Origin of the sequence: Aquabacterium sp. A7-Y, assembly GCF_026153205.1 — a bacterium.
Taxonomy (GTDB): Bacteria; Pseudomonadota; Gammaproteobacteria; order Burkholderiales; family Burkholderiaceae_C; genus Caldimonas.
Genome location: NZ_JAPFBW010000002.1, coordinates 125732 through 145820, shown reverse-complemented (window position 1 = coordinate 145820; position 20089 = coordinate 125732). Strand labels below are relative to the sequence as shown.

Below are 20089 nucleotides of genomic sequence, written 5' to 3'. Positions count from 1 at the left end.
TCGACGAATGGGCCCCGTGCGCGACTACCCCTGTTGGCCATTGCTCGCCGCACGCGGTGGCAGCTGAGCCAAAACCTCTCGCTTCTGCTCGGGCGAGCCACTGGTCAGTACTTTCCGTAAGGCACGGTGGCGCTCCTTTGTCGCTGGCTCGTCGAATCGGATGCCGCGGTCGTCCAGCAGTGCCTTTGCAGCAGCGAAAAGGCCTACGGGATCCGCTTCGGTGAAAATCGCGCCCTGCATCCACGAATCAATGGCCTCGGACGCGAGCGCCTGGCCCCCCATCGAGTAGAACGATGGGATATCATAATCCTCTAAATATGGGCGGCATTCGACGAACTTGATGGCGTAGCTCTCGTCGCCTGTGAGCTTCCAGAGCCAGAAGTAGACGGGATGCGATTGCCTTAGGATATCAGGAGCCTTCGTCAGCTCGATGTCCTTCAGGACTTTGACGGCGGTATTCGGAGCCAGTAGCGCGAGCGGTTCAATCGCACCGTAGAAGCTCTTTGCCTCCTCGCTCAACAGCGCGATCGCCTGTTCCTTTTCATCCTCGGACAGTTGTAGCAACCAGGCATGCGTGTATCCGTCGAGCTTAGCCCGACCGGTGGCACTGTACTCACTCAAGAATTTTTGATAGGCAACGCTACTCATGTCGACGCTCACGGTTTCGGTGGATTAGGAACGACGTGGTATTGAATGTCGCCAACCACGCCTTGGTCCTGCAGCTGCTCAAGGACGAAACGCTCTGTGTCCTTCCAGATACCTCCCCCGCCTTGAGCCGCTCTTTCGACGGATTGAACCACATTCACATTGCCGCTGGTACCTTGCGCATATTTCTCCGATAAACCGGCCCAGAAATTGTGGCCGTTGGGAGGAGGATCGCCCTTCCAACCCGGGAACCGGGTCTGCAGCTCACCCCAACCATCTGCAACGCGCCCACCGGTTGTAGTTTCCAAGGTTACACCCCCCACCTCGGCAGCTTTCTCCTTGGCCGCATCGAGGTTGCCAGACCAGAAAAACGCCTTGTCCTTTTCGGAGGAAACGTCCAGCCGATCGATCAACGCCCGTGGTTTGTCCTTGGGTGGAATGTCCGGGTTGTCCAAGACCTTTTCACGAAGGTAAGCGCGCGCCTCTTCGATCTTGCCGGCTTTCGAGAGTTGGCTCACATGCTCACGCTCTGCGGCAACTCGCGGGTCGAGCGTGTCCTGCTTCTTGGTGTTAGGCCCGTGGTCGGCGTCCTTGGGTGGCTCCGGCGCGTCCTTGCGCGGCGGCGGCTCGTCAGGGGGCTTCGGCGCTGCCTTTCGCGGCGGCGGCGGGGCACCGTCCGGCGGGGCTTTGGCTTTCTTGCCCGCCGCCGGCGAGGCTGCGGGAGGGGGCGCGCTTGGCTTCGGCGCGTCCTCGACTTTTGCCAGCACCCGACCCGCGACGTCGTTGACCTCCTGCTGCGCAACAGTCGTGGCTGCCGGCTTCTCCGCCTTCACCCCGCTGGCCACCGTATGCGCCTCGACCGGTAGCGTCTCAGCCAGCACCTTGTCCAGGCGTGCCTGCAACTCGGCCAGAGCCTTGGGCACCTGGCGCACCGCATCCTGCTGTACGGCGTAGAACTTGCCCTCCCACTCGCTCAGCTTGGCGATGATGTGGCGCGTGTAGTCGATCGACGGCAAGGCCATCAGCCGGGTGCGCAGCGACTGCACGATGCCGATGAGCTTGCCGGTGATCTTGCCCAGCGTCTGCAGCAGCGCCTTCTCGTACTGCACGAACTTCACCGCACGCAGGAACTTCAGGATGTCGCCGGTGATGAACTTCTGCAGGAACTTCACCAGCTCGATCAGCTTGGTGGCCTGCTTGATCAGCATCAGCATGACCGCGCGCAGCGCCGCACCTAGCTCCGAGCCGGCAATACCACCGACGATGGCCCCCACGCCGAAGGCGGCGGCGCCGCCGGCGGCCATCACCAGCGGCAGTGCCAGCGTGATCAGGCAGGCGCACAGCAGCACCCATTCCATCAGCTCCTCGCGCTTCTCGGGGTGCTGTGCCAACCGCAGCGTCACGGCGACCGCGTCGCGTGCACTGGTGACGATCACCACGCCCGGCACGAAACTGACCAGCATGTCGGCCACCACAGCCGACAGCGAGCGGTTGTCTGCGAACTCGCCGATCAGAACGGACTTCAGCCAGTCGAAGCCGCCGACAACGGCGTCCCATGCTTCGTCGAGTTGGTTCGTCGGCTTGGTTTGGAGGTCGTGGCTCATGCGGTGTCGTCCCGGTCACTGGGCTTCAACGCCACGGGCGCCGCGGTGACGGCGATGTTGAGGAAGTCGTTCCAGTCCGCATCCGGCTTGGCCGCCACCTGCGACTTGGGCGTGCGCCGGTCGCGGTCGTATTCGACCTTGGCCATCGTGCCCGGCGGCACGCCGCTGATGCGCGCATAGCCCTCTGCGTCGAGCTGCCCCGTGCGTACGCTGCCGTCGCTCAGGATGGCCTTGAACGGCAGGCCCGCGAGGCCTTCGCCCAGCTCCGTGATGTGACGGAACTCGAGGTCGGTGTTGCCGACTTCGCCGCGAGGCAGGTGCGGCATTGCCGCGGTTTCTCGCCCGGGCCCGGCAAAGCTTTTCTTCCCCGCATGCACCGTGATCTTCCCGGGACACTGCGTCACGATGCCGCCGCCGTCGATGGTGATGCTTGCCCCGCCCGCCGTCGTCAGCGTGATCTTCTTGGCCGCCGCCCAGTCAATGTGGGCGCTCTTGCTCTTGATGTCGATTTGCTGCTTGGCCGCGACCTGCATCCGGTCGGCTTGTGCCTGCATCTCGGTGTCACCCTGGGCGGCGATCAGGGTCAGGCCCGTGCCGGCCGCACTGTCGCCCGCCTTAACCGCCCCGGCCAGCACCCCGATGGCCTGCCCGGTGTGCAGCCGCGCCTGCCCGCCCACGGCAAAGTGGCTGTCCTGGCCGCTGGCCAGATGGATGCCTTCGCCGGCCGCCGCCTGCAGATCCTGCCCCGCCACGATGCCGAGGCCGGCCTTGGCGACGACAGCGATCAGGGGATCGGTGGTGTGCGGCAGCTTGTCCTGTGCGGCCCGTGTCTGCTTAGCGTCGGCGTCGCTCATCGCCTGGTCGTAGCCTTCTTGCGCCACCATGCCGCCGAGCACCTTGTGCAGGGCCTTCAGGGGCGCGGCCTGCGGGTCCACGGTACTGGTGTTGGCTCGAACGACACCGATGTGGCTGGCTTGCTGCACTGTCTGATGCGTTTTGGCGGCATCGCTGAAAACCTGCGCCAGCTGCTGCGCCTGCTTGGCCAGCGCCGTGCCGGGCCCGTTGTCTCCCGCGGGTGTCGCCGCTTGGGCGCCGTAGGTGCTCAACAGCACCCCCCGGCCACCGCGTACCGCGCCGTAAGCGTCAGTGCGCAACTCAAAGCCCGTGCCGCGGAAGCTGCCGCGGTGGTTGTCGGCCATGTGCAGCAGGTGCCCCAGGTTGAGCCAGGTGGCGTGCTGGGTGTTGCCGGCCTGCACCCGCAGCTGTTGGTCGCTGTCGTCGAAGGCCAGCTGGTTGTACCCTGCGCCGCCAAACTCCTTGGTTTTCACACCGCTGAGTGCGGCAGCATTGCGCTGGTGGCCTTCCGCGGACGCTGCACCGTGCCACGGCGGGCTGTTGCCGCCAGAGAGATTGCCCTGGCCGCCGGGCTGGTGGTCGTTGGATTGGGTAAAGACACTGGTGTCGCTGTCGGCGCCAGCGCCACCCGGCGTGGCGGGAACACCGCCTTCGCCCTTGCCGTTATAGACAGCGGTCAGCACAAACGGCCGGTCAATGTCCGATTCCTCGAAGTCAATCACGACTTCTTGCCCGATGCGTGGAACGAACTGCGCCCCCATCCCGGCACCGGCATAGCGTTGCAGCACCCGCACCCAGATGCTGTGGTCGCTGCTGCCGGGGTGTTGCGTCAAGGATTGCCAGTGGAACTGCACCTTGATACGACCCAGGCGGTCCATGTAGATCTCGTCGGCGCCGTTGGGGTGGGCCTGGCCGTCCGGCCCGACCACAAGGGCGCTTTGCGGCCCATCCACGGTGGGTTTGGGATTACGGCGGGCGCCCGTGTCGTCGAACAGCACCGGCCGCCAGGGCCGGCTCAGGGGCAGGCACTCGAACTCGTTCGCATAGCCGCTCGCCCGCGCCTGCTCCAGGACTGCCTGCGGCAGCACCAGGGCGCCCGAGGACAACTCGGGGGCGCCCAGGCGTTCGGCCAGCCGGTCGTTCAGTTCGCGCGGCAGGTTGTTGATACCGGCATGCCGGACCGCCGTCACTGCAAAACGGGGCTCTTCTTCCTTGGGCAGCGGCGCGCCGAGCAGCGTGAAGCACGTGCCCGGCCGGAGGCTGCGCACGGTGCTGGCGCCGACGCAGCGGCGCCGACGAGCCTCGTGTGACTCGATCTGGCGGCGAGCGTAGTGCTCGGCCGCGAAGCGGGTCACGCCGTTGTGATGGTCGACCGCGGCGCTCGTTTCGTAGCTCTCCAGGTGCGGGGCCTGCTCGCCGCCGATGCCGTCCGTGGTCGCCAGATTGGAGGACTGTCCCGATTTGCCGGCGTATTGCCAGGCGTGGAGCGTGACGCTAGCCGGTGCAAGCTGGTGCCATTGCGCAAAGCTTTGCACGGCGTCGCGCTGCTCCTGGCTGCTGGCCCGGTGGAAGCGGATGCCGCCGTCGGCTGCGCTGGTCAGGTCTTCCGAAAATCGTGGGCTGTCCGCGAAGAACCGCACCCGGTGACCGTGGGGAGCCGCCTGATCCTCCTCGTAGCACCAGCCGATGCCCTCCTCCGCGAGAACGCGGCTGACGAACTCGAGGTCTGTCTCGGCAAACTGATTGCAGTAGTGCCGCGGTGGCACCTGCGACAAGTAGGAAGCGACCTCGCTCGACCAGACCCAGGCCGCGATACCGCTGTGGGCCTGGAACACCGCCTCGACGATCTCGACGACGCTCTTGTCGATGAAACTCTGGCTGCGCAGGTTGAGCTGCAACGCGGCCAGCCAGGGGCGCACCACCAGCTGGTAGCGGGCCAGCCCGCCGTCGGACTGCAGCGCACCGGCTTGCATCACGATGCCGCTACGGGTGGTGCGGCTGCCGTCGGCCAGCCCGATGTGCAGCGTCGCTCGCTGCCCCAGCAGCTGGTCCAGCGGCAGATGAGCGTTCGTGCTCACGCCATGGATGTGGTACTCGAAGCAATCGCTCAGTGCTTCTACCGCCACCCACGATTCGACCAGCAAGCTGCTGATGGCGCCCGTACCGGACAGCTCGAACAACCGGGTCTCGGAGGAAAACGCAACGCCGAGGACGTTGGCGATCTGGTCCAGTGCTGGCAAGGCCTGCAGCGCCCGTTGGAGCATGCTTTCTCCCTCTTGTTTTGTTTTGGGCCGCCGGCCGGCAGCCTCCCTGATCCGGGGCTGCAGTTTCGCACAGCGTCCTGGAAATCGACTCCCCGAAAGTGGGGGTGTGCAAGCGCGGCAAGCACTCACCCTGGCATGGCCTGGCAGCCGCGGCTCGCCCGGACATCGTCGATTCGGGAATTGGCTGTCGTGGGGCTGGGCGTTCAACCGTCTCGATCAAGCAACACAAGCACTGGGGATGCGCACTGGTTCACCTCGTCAGTGGGCTGCCGTGCCGCAACCTTGCGGCCACTCGTCCGATCGATCTCTACCAGCCGGGCGCCCGCATCGCGATAGCGCAGGCGGGCCTTGGAATTCCCGTTGCTGATCATCGCAAGGTTGGCGCATTGCCTGCACCAGTGGCCGGCGCGAATGGTGCTGAATGGCGCGTCCCATTCGTGCCCGCGATCGCACCGCCAATGGAGCTTGACGCTGACGTTCACATAGCGATCCGACAGGCAAAGCCCTCCCCGCGCCCGCGCCGCGGCGTGCGCATCGTCGATGCTCAGGCGCTTGGCGTCGAAGGTGCAGGGCTGGCACCAGGCACCCAGCAGCACCTTGTTCCCCGTGGTCTCCCACTCGTGCCCCTTCGCACAGCGAAAGCGGTAGCGCGCCTGGGTGCCCAGGTACTCGCCGGCCAGACATTCGCCGCCGTTGGACGCCGCCCGCTGCCGAAGTCGCTGCAGGCCGTCGGGCAGCAAGGCGGCACGGCGCCTGACTTCGACGTCACAGCGAGATCGTGCCGCCCAGTACGGTGTAGCGAGGGCGGCTGATCGGGTCGGCTGGTTTCATGGTTTACGTCGCGTCCGCAATGGCCTGCTCTAGTAACTTGCGCTGGCTATCCGGACCAGTAAGTGGCGCCATCTGCCCGAATTGCCAACTGCCTTCCAACTCGCATGGATGCGCCATCGCGCATCCGCATAGATCGGTCAATATCTATACACGAATAGCTTTGAATAGTCCCAGCGCTTTCCTGCTTGCAGATCCTGTTTGATCAACTGGCGGCTCGCCTTTGCCACGTCAACCTGTTCCGGGCGCTCATATCCGAAACTACGAAGGATGCCGGTCGTCATGTAGGCATACCGGGACGTTCGGCTTAGGAGCGTGACGACGAAAAACCGGTAGCAAAGCCAGTAAGTCCCTGCGATGATCATCATCAGGGTGAGGAGTACTTCCATGTAGTCGTTCGTCAGCCAGCGGCGCAGCCCAGGCGTCATACCGCCGGTTTCATGGATAACGTAGGACAACATCCCAAAGAAGAACGCCAGCAACGCACCGCTGCTTAGCCAGCCATAGCGAACCATTTTTCGACGATGCGCGACATGTCCCGCAGAATGCTCCGGCAGCAGCCACATCACGCGGTCGCTCGGGCGGCGTACCGCAAGCGCTTCGTAGACGCCTCCATTTGGCGCGGCGACGAGCTCGAGAAAATCGCCGTCCTTGAAATCCGGTTCGTAGAAGCGCCCGACCACCGGGCGGTCTCCCAACTTGCCAGAAAAATACTGCATCTCGAAGGCACCGTCGTCGCTTGACGCGAGCGACAGATTGCCTGCGGTGAACATCTCGCCCGCGGCGGCCGCCAGCAGTGAACCGGCCCGTGCCATCTGCTGGTCGCTCTGCGTATTCAAGAACGCTTCGCGCCCATTCCACCACTGCAGCCCGTGAATCTCACCGCTGATCAACGCCAAGTTATCAGGAACTTGGTCGGACGCCTGCTGCGGAGTCCCTTCGTTCACTGCTTCATGCGTCCGCAAGCGCTTCATGGTAGTCCTTCATCTGCTTCTCGGCGTCCTTGTAGCGCTTTCCCGGGTACCCGCTGAAGGCACACTCGCGACACCACATGCTCATCTTGCTCGGCAGGAAGGCCATCACGACGGTCACCACTGCGGTGACACCCAACGAGAAGAAGTTGAACCTCATCCCCCACAGCAACAGGTGCGCCCTCATTCGAACAGACCACCCGACGACGGCAACAGCGCGCGCCATCAGGGCTCCCTTGTAGCGCTTGGCCAGCGCATCCATCACGGGTTTTGCGTAGCCGATGGACACCGCGAAGGTCGCCGCGCCGGCGAAAGAGTCAGCGGTGGACTTGAAGAAGTACAGGGTCGCTACCGCATACCGTTCCTTCTTCCAGTGTTCTATGCCGGTCGCGACTCCCCCCTTCGCGGTGTAGAACGCCGCAGCCCCGCTCAGCACCCCGCCGGCGAGCTTCAGGGTGATGAATGTTTTCGCTGTTTCTGCGCCCGAAGCACCTTTGATGGCCACCGAGGTCAAGTCGGCGAGCCCGGCACCCAGCGTGAGTTTGGCTGCCGTCAATTCATCCTGCACCTTCGGATCCGGTGAGTTCTGCAGGTGCAGGCTCGTGACATATGTGAGCTGGAGCAAGGCGCTGACGATGCTGAAGCGCATGTCGAGCACCTCGTTGAACGCAGGGGATGGCACTCCCTTCTCCATCTTGTGCAGGTCGGGCGCGTCCCGCAGCTTGGCCCACGCGCCCTCCAGCTCGGCCCGAGCCTTCTTGATCGTGGCGTGGTTAGCGCTGACGGTGGCTTGCGCCAGCTTCAGCCGGAGCTGCGTCTCACCGCGAGCGGCGAGTGCATGTTTGGCCTCCGTAGCGAGCAGCTGCATCACGAGGGCGTGCTCCACGCCTGCTCGCACCAGCACGACGCCTCGCATCACGGCCATCCCCACGCTGTCCACCACCGCGGCGAAACCCTTGTTGGCGAACAGGCGCTCCCTGACTGTCATGAAGATCTTGTCCAAGCCTCGCGAGCTGTGCGCGCGGTCGACACCTGACTTGTGGTTCGAGTTCCACAACTTCAGAGATGAATAGGTCACACTTCCGAGTTTCGCCAAGTGCTTGCTGACGTTGGTGAACGTCGCGTGCGCCTGTTCACCCAGTGGTACCGTGGCAGTTTGGATGGCTGCCTTCAGCAGGCTGTCCAGCGCCTCGATGCCCTCTGCCTGATTGGCCGCCAAGGCCCGCAACACCAGGTTCACCTTGTCGACTCGATCGGCCTTAATCCACCCGTCGATGAACTCCCCGCCGTTCGCGCTCGACGTGATTCCAAAGATCGATTCGCCGACGACCTCCTCAAAAGCGACCCCGTCGTCCGCGTCCAGTGGCTCTTGGCTGTAATCCTCTAGCGTATCGACCAGCAAGTCATGCTTGATCCACTTGACCAACTCCCCCGTGCGGCGGTCAATCAGCGCATCAGCGGCAGGAAGAAAGACTTCCAGGTAGTTCTTTCGGAAAGCATTGATCTCGGCACGATTCAAGTCCGCTTCGAATTGCGGCCAGGCGTTCTCGACGGCTTCCTTGCGGCGCGCTGCGTAAGCGGCGGTGTGACGCGCAAATCGACGCTGTCGCTCTGCCTCGATGGTGTCCAGTTCTTGACGCAGTTGGACCGGGTCATCTCGATGCAACGAGATGGCTCGAATCTCGCGGGCATCCAGGTCGTGTTTGGGCAACTGGCTTGAGCGCTCATAGAGGTGGTCCACGAACGCGGCCGCCCGCAGCTCGACCGCCTTCTGCGCTCCGTCAATGGCGTGCATCGCCGAGATCTGCAGTTCGCGCTCTGCGCCGTATTGCTTGATCCAGCCCGCGGTTTGGTTCCGGTAGTTCGCAAGCTCATGTGTAACGCCGATGGCATCCCACAGCGCGAACAGCGCGGGCGGGTGGCTCTTGCCATCGGGGCGAAGGCCGGAGAAGTGCATCTGTTTCACCACCTCGCGGCCGGGAACGGCGTTAGACGACCAGTCGTTTCGCGCGTTGACTGGGTACCGGGAACTGACGGTTTCGAGACTGGTTCGGGAGAACTCGCCTCGTTCATTGGTGCTGATCTCGGGAAGATGCGTCGGGGCCAGTGCCGTCTGAGAGGAGTAGTTCGGCCGGTACTCCACGATGTGTGACAGCGCCTTCGGAGTCGCCTCGACCGCGTGCTCGTGCTGGGGGGGGCCGCTTATCCAGGCCTTCGGCTCGAAGCTCTGCATCCGAGAGCTTCGAAGCGCCCTGTCGGTTGTGTATCTCTTGACCGTCGAGGGCGACCATTTATGCTCGCTGAACGCGATCCAGGTGGTTCCACACTCCTCCGGGCGCTCGATCACAAGGAACTGCGTTCGCGCGATCTTGTGCGTAGGCTCCGCGCAAGACATCTTGTCTTCGGGAGGAAGGTTGCGGTACAGACTGGGGTGAGCTCTCATACACCCGTCACCGCTTACCAGGTAGATCTCCCATTGGTTCGTGCCCCGAGCGCAGGACTCGTAGAACACGTAGATATAGCCTTTGCGCACCAGCCTCAAGCCGTATTTGTACAGGGAGTCGTCGAGGGGCACATTGCTGACCCTCGTTCCTTTGATACCAGGCGGTAAGGTGGGGGACACGGCGCTCGGCATCACCGCGTACAGCGCGGGGAAAACCGGCAGGCCGGTGATACTGCAGTTGCTACAGGAGGAAGGCCCTGGAGTCATGGTTGTGTACAGGCGAGATCAATGATTGGATGGGTCAACGCTCTCGGTTCAGCTCGAGAAGCCTGTGCCGCTACTGCTGTCCCCATGCGCCGGTTTTGGAGGGGCGATGGTCGGGCTATCTTGAAAGCTGCGTGCGCCGGCAAGGTCTTCACAGATGCCATGCCAGTCGTCATCTGTCAGTGCTGAGAGCGCGGCGCTCGCGTACTGCGCTGCCGGTCGTTGTTCCAGCAGGGCGCGCACGCGCGGGTGGCGGTCGAAGGCAACGTGGCGGCTCAGGGTAAGCTTGGCCAGGTTTTCCAGATCTCGCGCGTCGCCTACGCCCAGCTGGAGCAGACGGGTCAACGTGGCCAATGCAGCGGGTCGCTGCGCCAGGATTCCCTGGTCGAGGCCGCGGTCGATGGCCGCCGGGTTGAACGCATCGAGCGCCAGGAGCACCGGCCATTGCTGTGCATCCCACAGCGCGTCCAATTGGGTATCGTCGGCTTCCGCCTGTGGCGCGGCCGAATCGGCCGCCGGGTAGATGACTCGCTCCAGTGCGAGTCGCGGATCGACCCAGAGCCTCTGTTTCACCGGGCCCAGCAGAGCCGCGCGCTGTGCCGGGCGAGAAACTTCCCAGAGCACGGGCCACACCAGCGGGTCAAAGAAGCGGAGCAAGCGCCTGCGCCCGGCATAAACAGGCAGGCCGGCCGGCAACTGCTGCACTGCCAGCGTCCCCATGTGGCGAGCCAGCTCCACGGCGGACGCACTGGAGAACAGCCAGCCGCCAATGCGTTGCCCCCACCCTTGCCTCAAACTGTGCGGATCCATGTCCTCGGCCGCCATCCTCAGGCTGGCCGCGAGTAGCACACTCGCGGCGCTCTTGGACAGGTCGAGCGGCAACAGCAGGGGGCGGTGCCCCGAGATGAGTTTTCGATGCCGCCATTGGATCGGCTCGGGCTGCAGCCGCAGGGACGCGATGCCCGAGGCAAAGTCCTCGTCCAGCGTCGCATCGCGCAAAGACGGATCGATCAGAAGAATGCAGCGGCAAGCAGGATCTTCTGCGTGGAGCGCCGCGAAGTCACGATGCAGCGCGTCGGCCACGTCGAGCAATGCATCCCGGGACGCCACACCCTCTGAGGGCGGCATCGCGTCAGGCACCGCTCCGAGCGTCGCATGTTCGGGCGACATGAGCGTTCCCCCCTCGACCATTATTCGAGCAGCGCCGACGCTTGGGCGCCCATCGCCGGATATTGAGTGTAGGTTGCGCAGCCCTTCAGGGGCGCGACATTGGGCAACTCCATTGAGGAGCTCGTGCTTGCCGGCCCCGTCAACTCCTTCATGCTCGCCTTGAACCGCGCCGCCCCGGGTGTGGTCAAGGTGATGTTGCCGCCTTCAATCCGGATCGATGAGCCGCCTGCCGTCAGCAAGATGTGCTTCGGCGCGCCCATCTGAATGGCCGCTTGCGTGCTGCTCACCTCCACGGCCTTGTCCGCCGTCAGCTTGGTCGCGGCACTCTGGCTCTGGCTGCTCACGCTGCCCGAGGCGGCGTGCAGCCGGATGCCGCTCTCTTGGTTGGCCTTGCTCGCATTGCTCGCCTTGCCATACGTGAACCAGCCGATGCCGCCTTGCACAGCCAGGCTGTAGTGCCGCTGCGCGGTATGCGTGATGTCCTGCCCCGCCACCCAGCTCGCCGTATTGCCCGCACTCATCAGCGTATCGGCCGGCGTGAACAGGCCGATGCCGGCCGGGGCTGAAGCCACCAGGTCCGGCCGTCGCCAAGCCTTGACCGTCCCGGCACCGCCGCCGATCGCCTGATCCTCGCCGCTGCCGGCGCCGCCGCGCTGGTCGGTGGTCGCAACACTGTCCAGCAGCGCCTTGTGCGCCTGCGGCACGGACAGCTCCTGCGGTGCCGCTTCATCCTTCAGTCGCGCCTTGTGCTTCTGCGCGGTGTCGATCAAGGACGTGGTCAATCGGGCACTTTGCTGAAGCAGGGCCTCGGCCTCCTGGGTATCCAGCTGCGCGCTGGTGCCGGTCGAACCCGCAGCACGCGCATCGGCGCTGATCAGCAGCCCACTGCCCGCACGCACCGCGCCACTGGCCTCGGTGACCAGCTCGCTGCCATGCCCCCTCGGGTGCAGGCGCTGGTTGTCGTTCTGGTTCAGAAGGTGCCCCAGGTTCAACTGCGTGCGGTGCTGTGTGCTGGCCAGCTGCATGCGACCTTGTCCGGGGCTGTCGTCGAACACCAGCTGGTTGTAGCCGCCGGCCCCGTCTTGGCTGGCCTTCAGTTCCTGGGTCTTGAACCCCGCCATCACGGCCGCGTGCTGGTGTCCCTGACGCGGCCCGGCCGCTTCTGAACCGGGGAACCAGGCCGGCGCGTTGCCTGTGGCGTTGGCCGCGCCCCCGCCGATTTGATTGCCCTGCCCGTTGTCCTGACCCATCCCGTTGTAGAGGCTCCCGACCACAATGGGCCGGTCGAGGTCGCCTCCGAGGAAGGCGACGAGCACTTCCTGCCCGAGGCGCGGAGTAAAGACGCTGCCCCAGTTGCTGCCGGCCACGGACGTCCCCACGCGCACCCAGGTGCCGCTGGCATCGTTGGCCGGTGCGTTGTCAGTGCCGGTGGCACTCAGCCGGTGGCTGCCGTTGCCACCGCGCTGCCAGTGGAACTGGACCTTGATGCGGTGGTCGCGGTCGGTATACACGGGTGCATCCAAGCCCACGACGATCGCGGTTTGCGTGCCTTTCACGACAGGCCGCGGATACCGAACAATGCTGTTGAGGTTGGCTTTAGGGTCGAACACCACGTCCAGTACGGGGGCCCGCATCGACACGGCCACCGGCAGCGCCACTACCTTCACGCTGTACAGCGGCTCCTCGCTGGCGTTGGCCGAGCCGGGCTCGCCTTTGTCAGGTCGGCCGGCGGCGTCGAGGACCTTCCCCAGCAAACTGTCGATCGCCGCCCGGTGATCGGCCGAGACGTTGTTGCGCGCCCGGTGTTCGGCCCGCAACAACACGAAGCGGTCCTGGTCTCCACCTTGGTGATTGGGGTGGTCCAGCACCGTGATGACACTGCCCGGTGTGAAGCTGCGCACCGTTCCTTCGCCGTAGAACAGTTGGCCGCGAGCGTCCAGCGCTTCCTGCTGGCGCCGCGCCAGGCGTTGCCCTTGGGCAATGGTTTCGTAGGCGTACACGCCCGGCACATCTTGGCATTCGCTGGCAATACCGCCGGCGGTGTGCAGTGCGGTGGCGCTGACCGGGCGCAACTGGATGCTGCGATAGTCCCAGCTCGCCAGGCTCACGGCTTGCGTCGTGACCCGTTGCTCGCTGTGCCACTGCCGCAGGCTGTCTTCCTTCATCACCGCGCCGGGTTGGGTGTAACGCACACGCGGCTGACTGTTGGGTTTGAAGGCGCCGTTGTGGTCGGCGATCACCAAAGTGTGTCGACCCAACGATGCGCTGCCGGTGTCGCCTTCGTGCCCCCACCAGAAAAACAGTCCTTCCTCCCGCAATAGCCGTGTGATGAAGGCGAGGTCGCTTTCGCGGTATTGGGTGCAGAGCGAGCGCCGGGGATAGGCCTCACGGTCCGCCAGCTCCCAGCGCCAGGCAGGCGCCAGCGCGCCATGGGCTTGGTAGCCGGCAAAGACCGCTTCGATGATCTCCATTACCGTCAGGTTCTGGAACGTCCGGCTGTCCTGACGGTAGGCCAGAACGGCCAGCCAAGGCTCGACGATCAGGTGGTAGCGCGCCATGCCGCCATCGGCACCCAACAATGAAAAGGCGGTGACGTGCCCATGAAAGGGACGCAAGGCCGTGCGGCTCGCCTGGCCTAGCAGCTGCAGCAGCACAGGCCGGCCGATCAGTTCCTTGAGTTCGAGGTGGGCGTCGGCACTCAGCGCGGTGAGTTCAAGCCTGAAACCACAGTCGGGGCCGCTGGGACCGATGCTCTCGGTCAAAGTCATGCGCTCGGCGAGCAGGACGTTGCGGCCAAGTGGCGTGTGTAAATCAAGCAGCCGATCGGTCTGGGTGTAGCCGGACAACAGGGCCTGCGCAGCGGCCGCTAAGGTCGAAAGGTCGGTCATGCAGACTCCCGTCGACGGCAGCAAGGCGTAAGCACAATGCAGCCTGCCGCACAACCGAAGGCGTCGGCCAGGATGGACGTTTGCATGGGCTCCCTCGATGACTGGTAAGTGCGCAGCCTTGCGTGGCTGGCACCCGTTGTGTGCGAGCGAGTTTAACAATGCCAAGGCTGGTCAGCGGGTGTCTTCCCCCATCTGAGGGGCCGGACGGTATAAGTCTGTTACGCAATGCCCAGCGCAGAGATCCCGCTGTTGGGGTAACGCAGCTCAACCAGGAGCTGTTTCAACCCTGCGTCGAATCCCACTGCCAGATGGTCGCCCCGTGATCACTTTTGACCTCAGGCATTAATTCGCCTTGCGCAAAGTGGCGCCGCGAATTCTCCCACGCAGGCGTGAACCAGTAGCCTTCGCGGGGGCAGAGCTCCCCAGCAGCTGTGCCGCCTGGTCGCATGATTGAGTTGCTCTGATCCTCGCCGCCTCGCTTCTTCTTCATATACTCGAAACCCGCTTTCAAGGCGAGGAAGAAATCCCACTCCTCGAGTTCCGATGCCGGGACGCTGAAATCCGACATGTAAATCTCGTGGTACTTTGCCGCGTTATACGTATGTATGAACAGCAACTGTCCTTGCTCAGAATAAATCTTGAAATCAGCCAACTGTGGACTTGGCCGTCCCGCAAGGTCACGGGAGGGCGTCACCTCCGCGTACTTCTTCCCGTCAATCTCGCTCACGGTGCCATCGGAACTTCTGAAGAAGAATTTCGTGCGCGCGTCGATCCAATATCGATAGAACCGTGAACCGTCATCCTCTTCGAGGTAGTCACCATCAATGCCGGGAACGTCGATCAGAGGCACACCTTCGGGCACCTCCGCGGCGGTCGCAGGGCGCCACGATCCGGTCTTGTGATCAAGCCAAACGACGGGATCCCCATGCAGAAAATTTCGCAGCAGCATGACTACCCGCCTGATATTTCATCGACTTGGTCTTACAATTTCGCCAGGTCGTCGGCGCGGGTCTCCAAGAATAGGTCCCCAAAACCTGCCCACGCCCATCTATATAGAACCGCGCTCCCGACTCTCGACGACATCCAGACCGGTTTTACCCCTGAGCCGGATCCCACTGCCAGATCGTCGCCCCGTAATCACTTTTGACCTCAGGCATTAATTCGCCTTGCGCAAAGTGGCGCCGGGAATTCTCCCCCGCCGGCGTGAACCAGTAGCCTTCGCGGGGACAAGGCTGCCCAGCAGCTACTCCGCCCGGCCGTACGGCCTTATCGTCCTGATTCGTTCCACTCCGCCTCTCCCTCATGTAGTCGAAATTGAGTGGCAGACCCAGAAAGAAGTCCCAGTCGACAAGTTCTGGTGCCGGGAAGCTGAAATCCGACATGTAAAGGGCGTAGTACTTCGCAGCGTCGTAAGTATGCGTGTACAGCAATTGCCCTTGCTCAGAATAGATCCTCAACACCGCAAGATCCGCACTCGGCCGGCCAGCAAGGTCGTTCGCGGGTGTGACTTCGGCGTAGTTCTTCCCATCCATTTCGATGACCGTACCATCGGAAGCCCTGAAGAAGAAACGCGTGCTTGCGTCGGTCCAGTATCTGTAAAAACGCGAACCGTCATCTTCTTCGAGGTAGTCACCTTCAATGCCGGGAACATCGATCAGCGGTACCCCCTCGGGCACTTCGGCAGCGGTCGCCGGTCGCGACGTTCCCGTTTCATGGTCGAACCATATGACCGGTCGCCCGCGCAAAAAATTACGTAACAGCATGATTTACTGAAGTAAAAGTTCGTCGATTTGGGCTTGCAATTTCGCCGCTTCATCCAGCTTGCCTGCCTTTTGCGCGGACTTCAATCTTCCATTAAGGTCGATCAACTTTTTGATGGCCTCAATCAGTTTACTCTGCTTTGCTGCATCTCCAGCTTTTACCGCGCTGTCGAATTCGAGCACCTTTGCCCAAGGAAAATCGTCGCCTCCTGCCTGTGTAGCATTCTTAATGGCTTTCTCATCGGAGACGACTGAATATTCTGCCTTACGCGTGGTTTTGTCGATCTTCTTGTACTGCCAGGCTTTCCCGTCAGGGGTGCGTGTGTAAAGCGGACCCAGTTCATCGCCATATATGTCCTGGTTGCGCCCGTAGATGATCTCGCGCAGCCGCGGTTCGGTCTGCTCCTTGAACTTCAACCCAATCTTACGCCGCTCTGCAACGGCATATTCGGCCACTTCCGCTTCTGACTTGCCTGCGGCCCGCATGGCGTTGGCGCGATCGGCAATCTGTTTCACTTCCAGCTCATACTGAATTCGCATCAGAGGTTTGGAGCTGTGCTGCAGCACGTTCTTCGTGCCGGAGGAGCCGTCCAGCTTCTCCGGCTCCGCCCGCTTGAGCAGATCATCGATGGCGCCGCGCAGTCGCGTGAAAGCCTGCGGGATTTCGGACTCCCCCAACTCCCGCAACTTGCGGATCATGCGAGCGGCCTGCTCCAGCGACTCCACATTCTGATGGCCGATGGCCCAGCGCGCGATCCAGCTGTTGCCCACCGATTCCATAGCTTGCAGCAGGTTGCCGGTGACCTTGCGCCAGAAGCCCACGACCTGGGACTGGTACTCGCCCCAAGGCAGGTTCTGCAGCCACTTGACCGGGTCGCCCTTGCCCAGACCGCGCACCAACGCGAGGATGTCCCTGATCCGTTCCGCAGCTTGCGCTCCTCCGGACTTCAAGGCCTGCATCGCAAGTTTGGCGATCCCCTTCAACGCGTCCCCCACGCCGGGGATGAAAGCCAGCAGGGTGATCACCAGCGCGATCCACTTCCAGGAATCCTTGGGATCCTTCGAAAGCTGGTAGCAATTGGCGCACACGTCGCGAATGTCGGCTGCCTGGCCGATGATGGGCAGCGAGCCGATGACGGCGCCGATGACAATCTGGGCCGCGTCCGGATCCTCGTTGAAGTCCCCGAGGATGAGCCCCCAGAACCAGTCCAGGGCCTTGTTGGTATCCATTCAGCGCCCTCCCTGGCCCTTCATCACCACCTGATACAACGCCTTCGCCGTCGCTTCGTCGAAAGGCTGCTCGAAATACGGGTTGTCGGGCTCATGCCGCGGTGTATCGCGCTTCCAGTTCCGCACGTCCTCGCCGATCTCGATCTTTGCCGGACCATACGGCACGTTCTTGAACTCGGCACGGCCATCGGTGCCAAGCTTGCCTTGGCGCACCATCCCGTTCCGGAAGGTCACCGTCACCGGGGCCCCCTGCACTGCGGCGCCGTCCGCGTAAAGGCGCTCGACTTCGAGATCGGTCGGTTCAATGGTCACAGGCGCCATCGGCAACGCCGGCAGCGAAACACTGCCACGCCCTGGCCCTTCCCAGTGATGCCCTGAACTCTTCACCGTGAAATTGCCCGGACATGCAAACGTGATGTTCCCGCCTTCGAGCGTGATCCGGCTCTCGCCCGCGATCATCTCGATCTTGCTGCTCGCGTGGATGCGGATCTCGTCGTTCACCGAGATGACCGACACATCCTGGTCCGCGAGGATCTCCATCGCATCCGTATGGGCCCGCAGCGACACCGGCCCGTTGGCAGCGATCGCCTGGATCCCGCCATCGTGCGTGAAGAGGCTGGTCGTCTCGCCGCTGACGCTGCTGTACGTGTGCCCCGCCGTCTGCTGTACATCCCCCTGCACAATGAGGCTCAGGTCCTGACCGGCAAACTGCGCATGCGTGGCCGGCGTCACAATGGCCGCTGCGCTGGGCGTTTCCATCAGGATGACCGGCGTGGCGAACTTCTCGACCGGATCGGACAGCTCGCGCGAGCCCGGCTGCGCCTTGAGTGCCGTCTGGCCGTCGACCTGCCCCTTGTACTGGCCGTCCTGGTGCGGATCCAGGCCCCGGATGAAACGCTCCACGGCCTGCCCGTCGTCGTGGCTGGCCAGCTTTAGCGCCTGCTGGTGCTCGGCCGCCTCGCTCAGGCGCTGGCCCAGGTCGCGCGCCGCCTTCAGCTGAGCGACCGCCTCGGCCACATCCAACTGGGTGCTCGTCACACTGGCGCCCACCCCGGGCCGGGCCGTGGTGCTGATCAAGAGGCCTTCGGCCGCCCGCACCGTGGCCCATCCCTGGGTCGCCAGCTCGAAGCCCGAACCCCGCCAAGCCCCCCGCTGCGCGCTGTGCGTACTTTGCTGGATCAGGTACCCCAGGCCGAGCTCGCTTAAGGCGTGCGTGCACAAAAAACGCATGCGCAGCTGCCCGGTCGCATCGTCCACCACCCAGCTGTTGCTGCCTTGGCCGTCCAACGCGTGGGTGTACAGGCCTGAGATGACCCCGGGGTGGTTGACCCCAGAATCAACCCCTGCCGAAAACGGCGGCAGGTCCTGCCCATTGAAGGCCTGCCCGACGATCACCGGGCGGTCGCCGTCCCCCTCGATGAATTCGATCATGACCTCGACCCCATTGCGCGGGATGAGGACAGCCCCGTGGTTGGCCCCTGCACTGGGCATGGCCACCCGCACCCAGGTGCCGGCCTGTTCGTTGCCGGGAGCATTGCCCTCGGCATCACCAGCCGTTTGGTGGGCCAACCCGCCGGCGTTGGGCTGCACGCCGCGCTGCCAATGGAACTGCACCTTGACTCGCAGATCGCGCTCGGTGGTCAAGGGCTCCCCCGCCATGCCCACGACCAGCGCCGTCTGCGGACCGGGGGCGGTGGGTTTGCGTTGCCAGAGTGGCACCACCGGCGCCGCAGCAGGCACCGCCGTGAACCGGTTGCGGTAGCCGCCTTGCTCCAGCTCGGGCTGGTTCAGATGCCGCGCCAGCTCGGCGCCGAGGTTGTTGGCCGCCTCATGTACCACCGACAGCAAGGTGAATTCGTTGTCGGGGCGCTGGCGGCCGGCGGTGAGCTGCCCCGCATAGTTGAAGGACGTGGTATTGGCGCCGTACAGCGGGTGGTCCACCAGGCGAAAGCGCCGTCCGGCCTCGAGGCCCCGCATCGCCCCCTGCCCGTCGAACTGCTTGAACTTCAGCTCGTGCGCAGCCAGGCGCAAGGCCGCTGCCCGCGCGGCATGTGCCGCGCTCTCGTAGTGGTAGGCGCCGGCGCCGTCGTACTGCTCCAACTCGCCGACCTCTCCCTGCGCCAGTTGGGACTGGTGGCGCGCAGAGGTGCCAACCAGCTGCTTGTAGTTCCAGCTGCCCAGCGTCACCGCATTGGGCTGCAGGCTGCGGTGGGCAGCGAAATGGCTGATCGCGTCGCCGACGGTGTTCACGTCAGGGCGGGTGAACCGGACATCGCCGAGCTGGGGCCGCTCGGTGGCGCGGTCGGTGATCAAGAGCACGTGTTTCGCATGCCCCTGCGTGTGAGCCTGCCGTGCCCCGTCGGCCCCCAGGTGCTCGAAGTGGTAGCTCAAGCCCTCCTCAGCCAGCAGCCGCGTGACGAACTCCAGATCAGTTTCCCGGTATTGGATGCACAGGCTGCGGCGCCGCAGCGTTTCCGTCACTTCCACCCGGTAATTGGCTTGCCGGTAGTCCTTGAAGACCTCTTCCACGATCTCCAAGGCCGTTTTGTCCTGGAAGACAAAACTGTCACGGCGCGATGCCAGAAAGCTCAGCCAAGGTCCGGCAATCAGGCGGTAGCGGGCAGCGCCCCCGTCCGACCCCAGCCGTGCAGCCTTCAGCACAAAGCCGTGCCAAGATCGATAACTGCCATCACCGCATTGCAGCTGCAGACTGATCTGCTCGCCTACAAGCGCGGACGGATCGAGGTAGGCCGAGGTCGAGAGCGCATCGACCAGCAGCTCGAAGGGCTGGTTCACGGCTTCGTGCACCGTGGCGCGCTCGGGCACCAGGACGCAGCTCTCCAAAGCGGTTTCCAGCCTGAGCAAGCGTTTGCGTTGTTCGAAGAACTTGAGCACGTCAAACGCGCTCGACACGGCAGCCAAGCCTTGCGCCAGAGCGCCAGACGCCATGGAATCTCCCTCGTCGGGGCAGAGTGCCCCTTACTGGAATGAATTGTTGGTGGGCTGGGGCCGCACAGTGCGGCCGAGTGAACTGCCGTAAGTGGCGGCGCACTACTGACCCCATGATCCAGGGGCGCATACTAGCAAGGGAGAAGGGATGGCGACCCTCCCAAAATGGGGGATGCACAGGCACCACCCATGCTCGTCGACCCATGGAGAAATCCAGT

The 20089-nt window shown here is 63.8% G+C and carries 12 protein-coding genes; all 12 read right to left on the bottom strand.

What is annotated here, in order from left to right:
- Nucleotides 1–24 precede the first annotated feature (24 nt).
- A complete protein-coding gene (locus tag OOT46_RS02505; RefSeq protein ID WP_265401997.1) occupies nucleotides 25–660 on the bottom strand; it encodes a hypothetical protein in 636 nt (211 codons plus the stop codon).
- Nucleotides 657–2249, bottom strand: a complete 1593-nt coding sequence (locus tag OOT46_RS02500) for a hypothetical protein (RefSeq protein ID WP_265401996.1) — start codon at nucleotides 2247–2249, stop codon at nucleotides 657–659. Before OOT46_RS02500 ends, OOT46_RS02505 begins: the two co-directional genes overlap by 4 nt.
- On the bottom strand, nucleotides 2246–5368 hold the full coding sequence (locus OOT46_RS02495; RefSeq protein WP_265401995.1) for a type VI secretion system Vgr family protein: 3123 nt from the start codon (nucleotides 5366–5368) through the stop codon (nucleotides 2246–2248). The genes OOT46_RS02500 and OOT46_RS02495 overlap by 4 nt, the downstream gene beginning before the upstream one ends.
- A 203-nt stretch (nucleotides 5369–5571) precedes the next feature.
- Nucleotides 5572–6108, bottom strand: coding sequence for a hypothetical protein (locus OOT46_RS02490; protein WP_265401994.1), 537 nt, complete (start codon nucleotides 6106–6108; stop codon nucleotides 5572–5574).
- Between the two features lie 228 nt (nucleotides 6109–6336).
- Nucleotides 6337–7170, bottom strand: coding sequence for a putative type VI secretion system effector (locus OOT46_RS02485; RefSeq protein ID WP_265401993.1), 834 nt, complete (start codon nucleotides 7168–7170; stop codon nucleotides 6337–6339).
- Complete coding sequence (locus OOT46_RS02480; protein WP_322114222.1) at nucleotides 7148–9877, bottom strand: T6SS effector BTH_I2691 family protein; 2730 nt, start codon at nucleotides 9875–9877, stop codon at nucleotides 7148–7150. Before OOT46_RS02480 ends, OOT46_RS02485 begins: the two co-directional genes overlap by 23 nt.
- 48 nt (nucleotides 9878–9925) lie before the next feature.
- On the bottom strand, nucleotides 9926–11044 hold the full coding sequence (locus OOT46_RS02475; RefSeq protein WP_265401991.1) for a DUF4123 domain-containing protein: 1119 nt from the start codon (nucleotides 11042–11044) through the stop codon (nucleotides 9926–9928).
- A 20-nt stretch (nucleotides 11045–11064) separates the two neighbouring features.
- On the bottom strand, nucleotides 11065–13932 hold the full coding sequence (locus tag OOT46_RS02470; protein ID WP_265401990.1) for a type VI secretion system Vgr family protein: 2868 nt from the start codon (nucleotides 13930–13932) through the stop codon (nucleotides 11065–11067).
- Between the two features lie 280 nt (nucleotides 13933–14212).
- Nucleotides 14213–14881, bottom strand: coding sequence for a hypothetical protein (locus OOT46_RS02465; protein ID WP_265402118.1), 669 nt, complete (start codon nucleotides 14879–14881; stop codon nucleotides 14213–14215).
- Nucleotides 14882–15026: 145 nt separating this feature from the next.
- Complete coding sequence (locus OOT46_RS02460) at nucleotides 15027–15695, bottom strand: hypothetical protein (RefSeq protein WP_265402117.1); 669 nt, start codon at nucleotides 15693–15695, stop codon at nucleotides 15027–15029.
- 3 nt (nucleotides 15696–15698) lie between these two features.
- Nucleotides 15699–16922 (bottom strand): hypothetical protein, encoded by a 1224-nt coding sequence (locus OOT46_RS02455; protein WP_265401989.1) that lies wholly within the window; start codon nucleotides 16920–16922, stop codon nucleotides 15699–15701.
- A complete protein-coding gene (locus tag OOT46_RS02450; protein ID WP_265401988.1) occupies nucleotides 16923–19871 on the bottom strand; it encodes a type VI secretion system Vgr family protein in 2949 nt (982 codons plus the stop codon).
- Between the last annotated feature and the right edge of the window lie 218 nt (nucleotides 19872–20089).

Coding starts and splice junctions, on each gene's coding strand:
- OOT46_RS02500 (WP_265401996.1), bottom strand. CDS start 2,249: ATGAGCCACGACCTCCAAACCAAGCCGACGAACCAACTCGACGAAGCA.
- OOT46_RS02495 (WP_265401995.1), bottom strand. CDS start 5,368: ATGCTCCAACGGGCGCTGCAGGCCTTGCCAGCACTGGACCAGATCGCC.
- OOT46_RS02485 (WP_265401993.1), bottom strand. CDS start 7,170: ATGAAGCGCTTGCGGACGCATGAAGCAGTGAACGAAGGGACTCCGCAG.
- OOT46_RS02480 (WP_322114222.1), bottom strand. CDS start 9,877: ATGACTCCAGGGCCTTCCTCCTGTAGCAACTGCAGTATCACCGGCCTG.
- OOT46_RS02475 (WP_265401991.1), bottom strand. CDS start 11,044: ATGTCGCCCGAACATGCGACGCTCGGAGCGGTGCCTGACGCGATGCCG.
- OOT46_RS02470 (WP_265401990.1), bottom strand. CDS start 13,932: ATGACCGACCTTTCGACCTTAGCGGCCGCTGCGCAGGCCCTGTTGTCC.
- OOT46_RS02465 (WP_265402118.1), bottom strand. CDS start 14,881: ATGCTGCTGCGAAATTTTCTGCATGGGGATCCCGTCGTTTGGCTTGAT.
- OOT46_RS02460 (WP_265402117.1), bottom strand. CDS start 15,695: ATGCTGTTACGTAATTTTTTGCGCGGGCGACCGGTCATATGGTTCGAC.
- OOT46_RS02455 (WP_265401989.1), bottom strand. CDS start 16,922: ATGGATACCAACAAGGCCCTGGACTGGTTCTGGGGGCTCATCCTCGGG.
- OOT46_RS02450 (WP_265401988.1), bottom strand. CDS start 19,871: ATGGCGTCTGGCGCTCTGGCGCAAGGCTTGGCTGCCGTGTCGAGCGCG.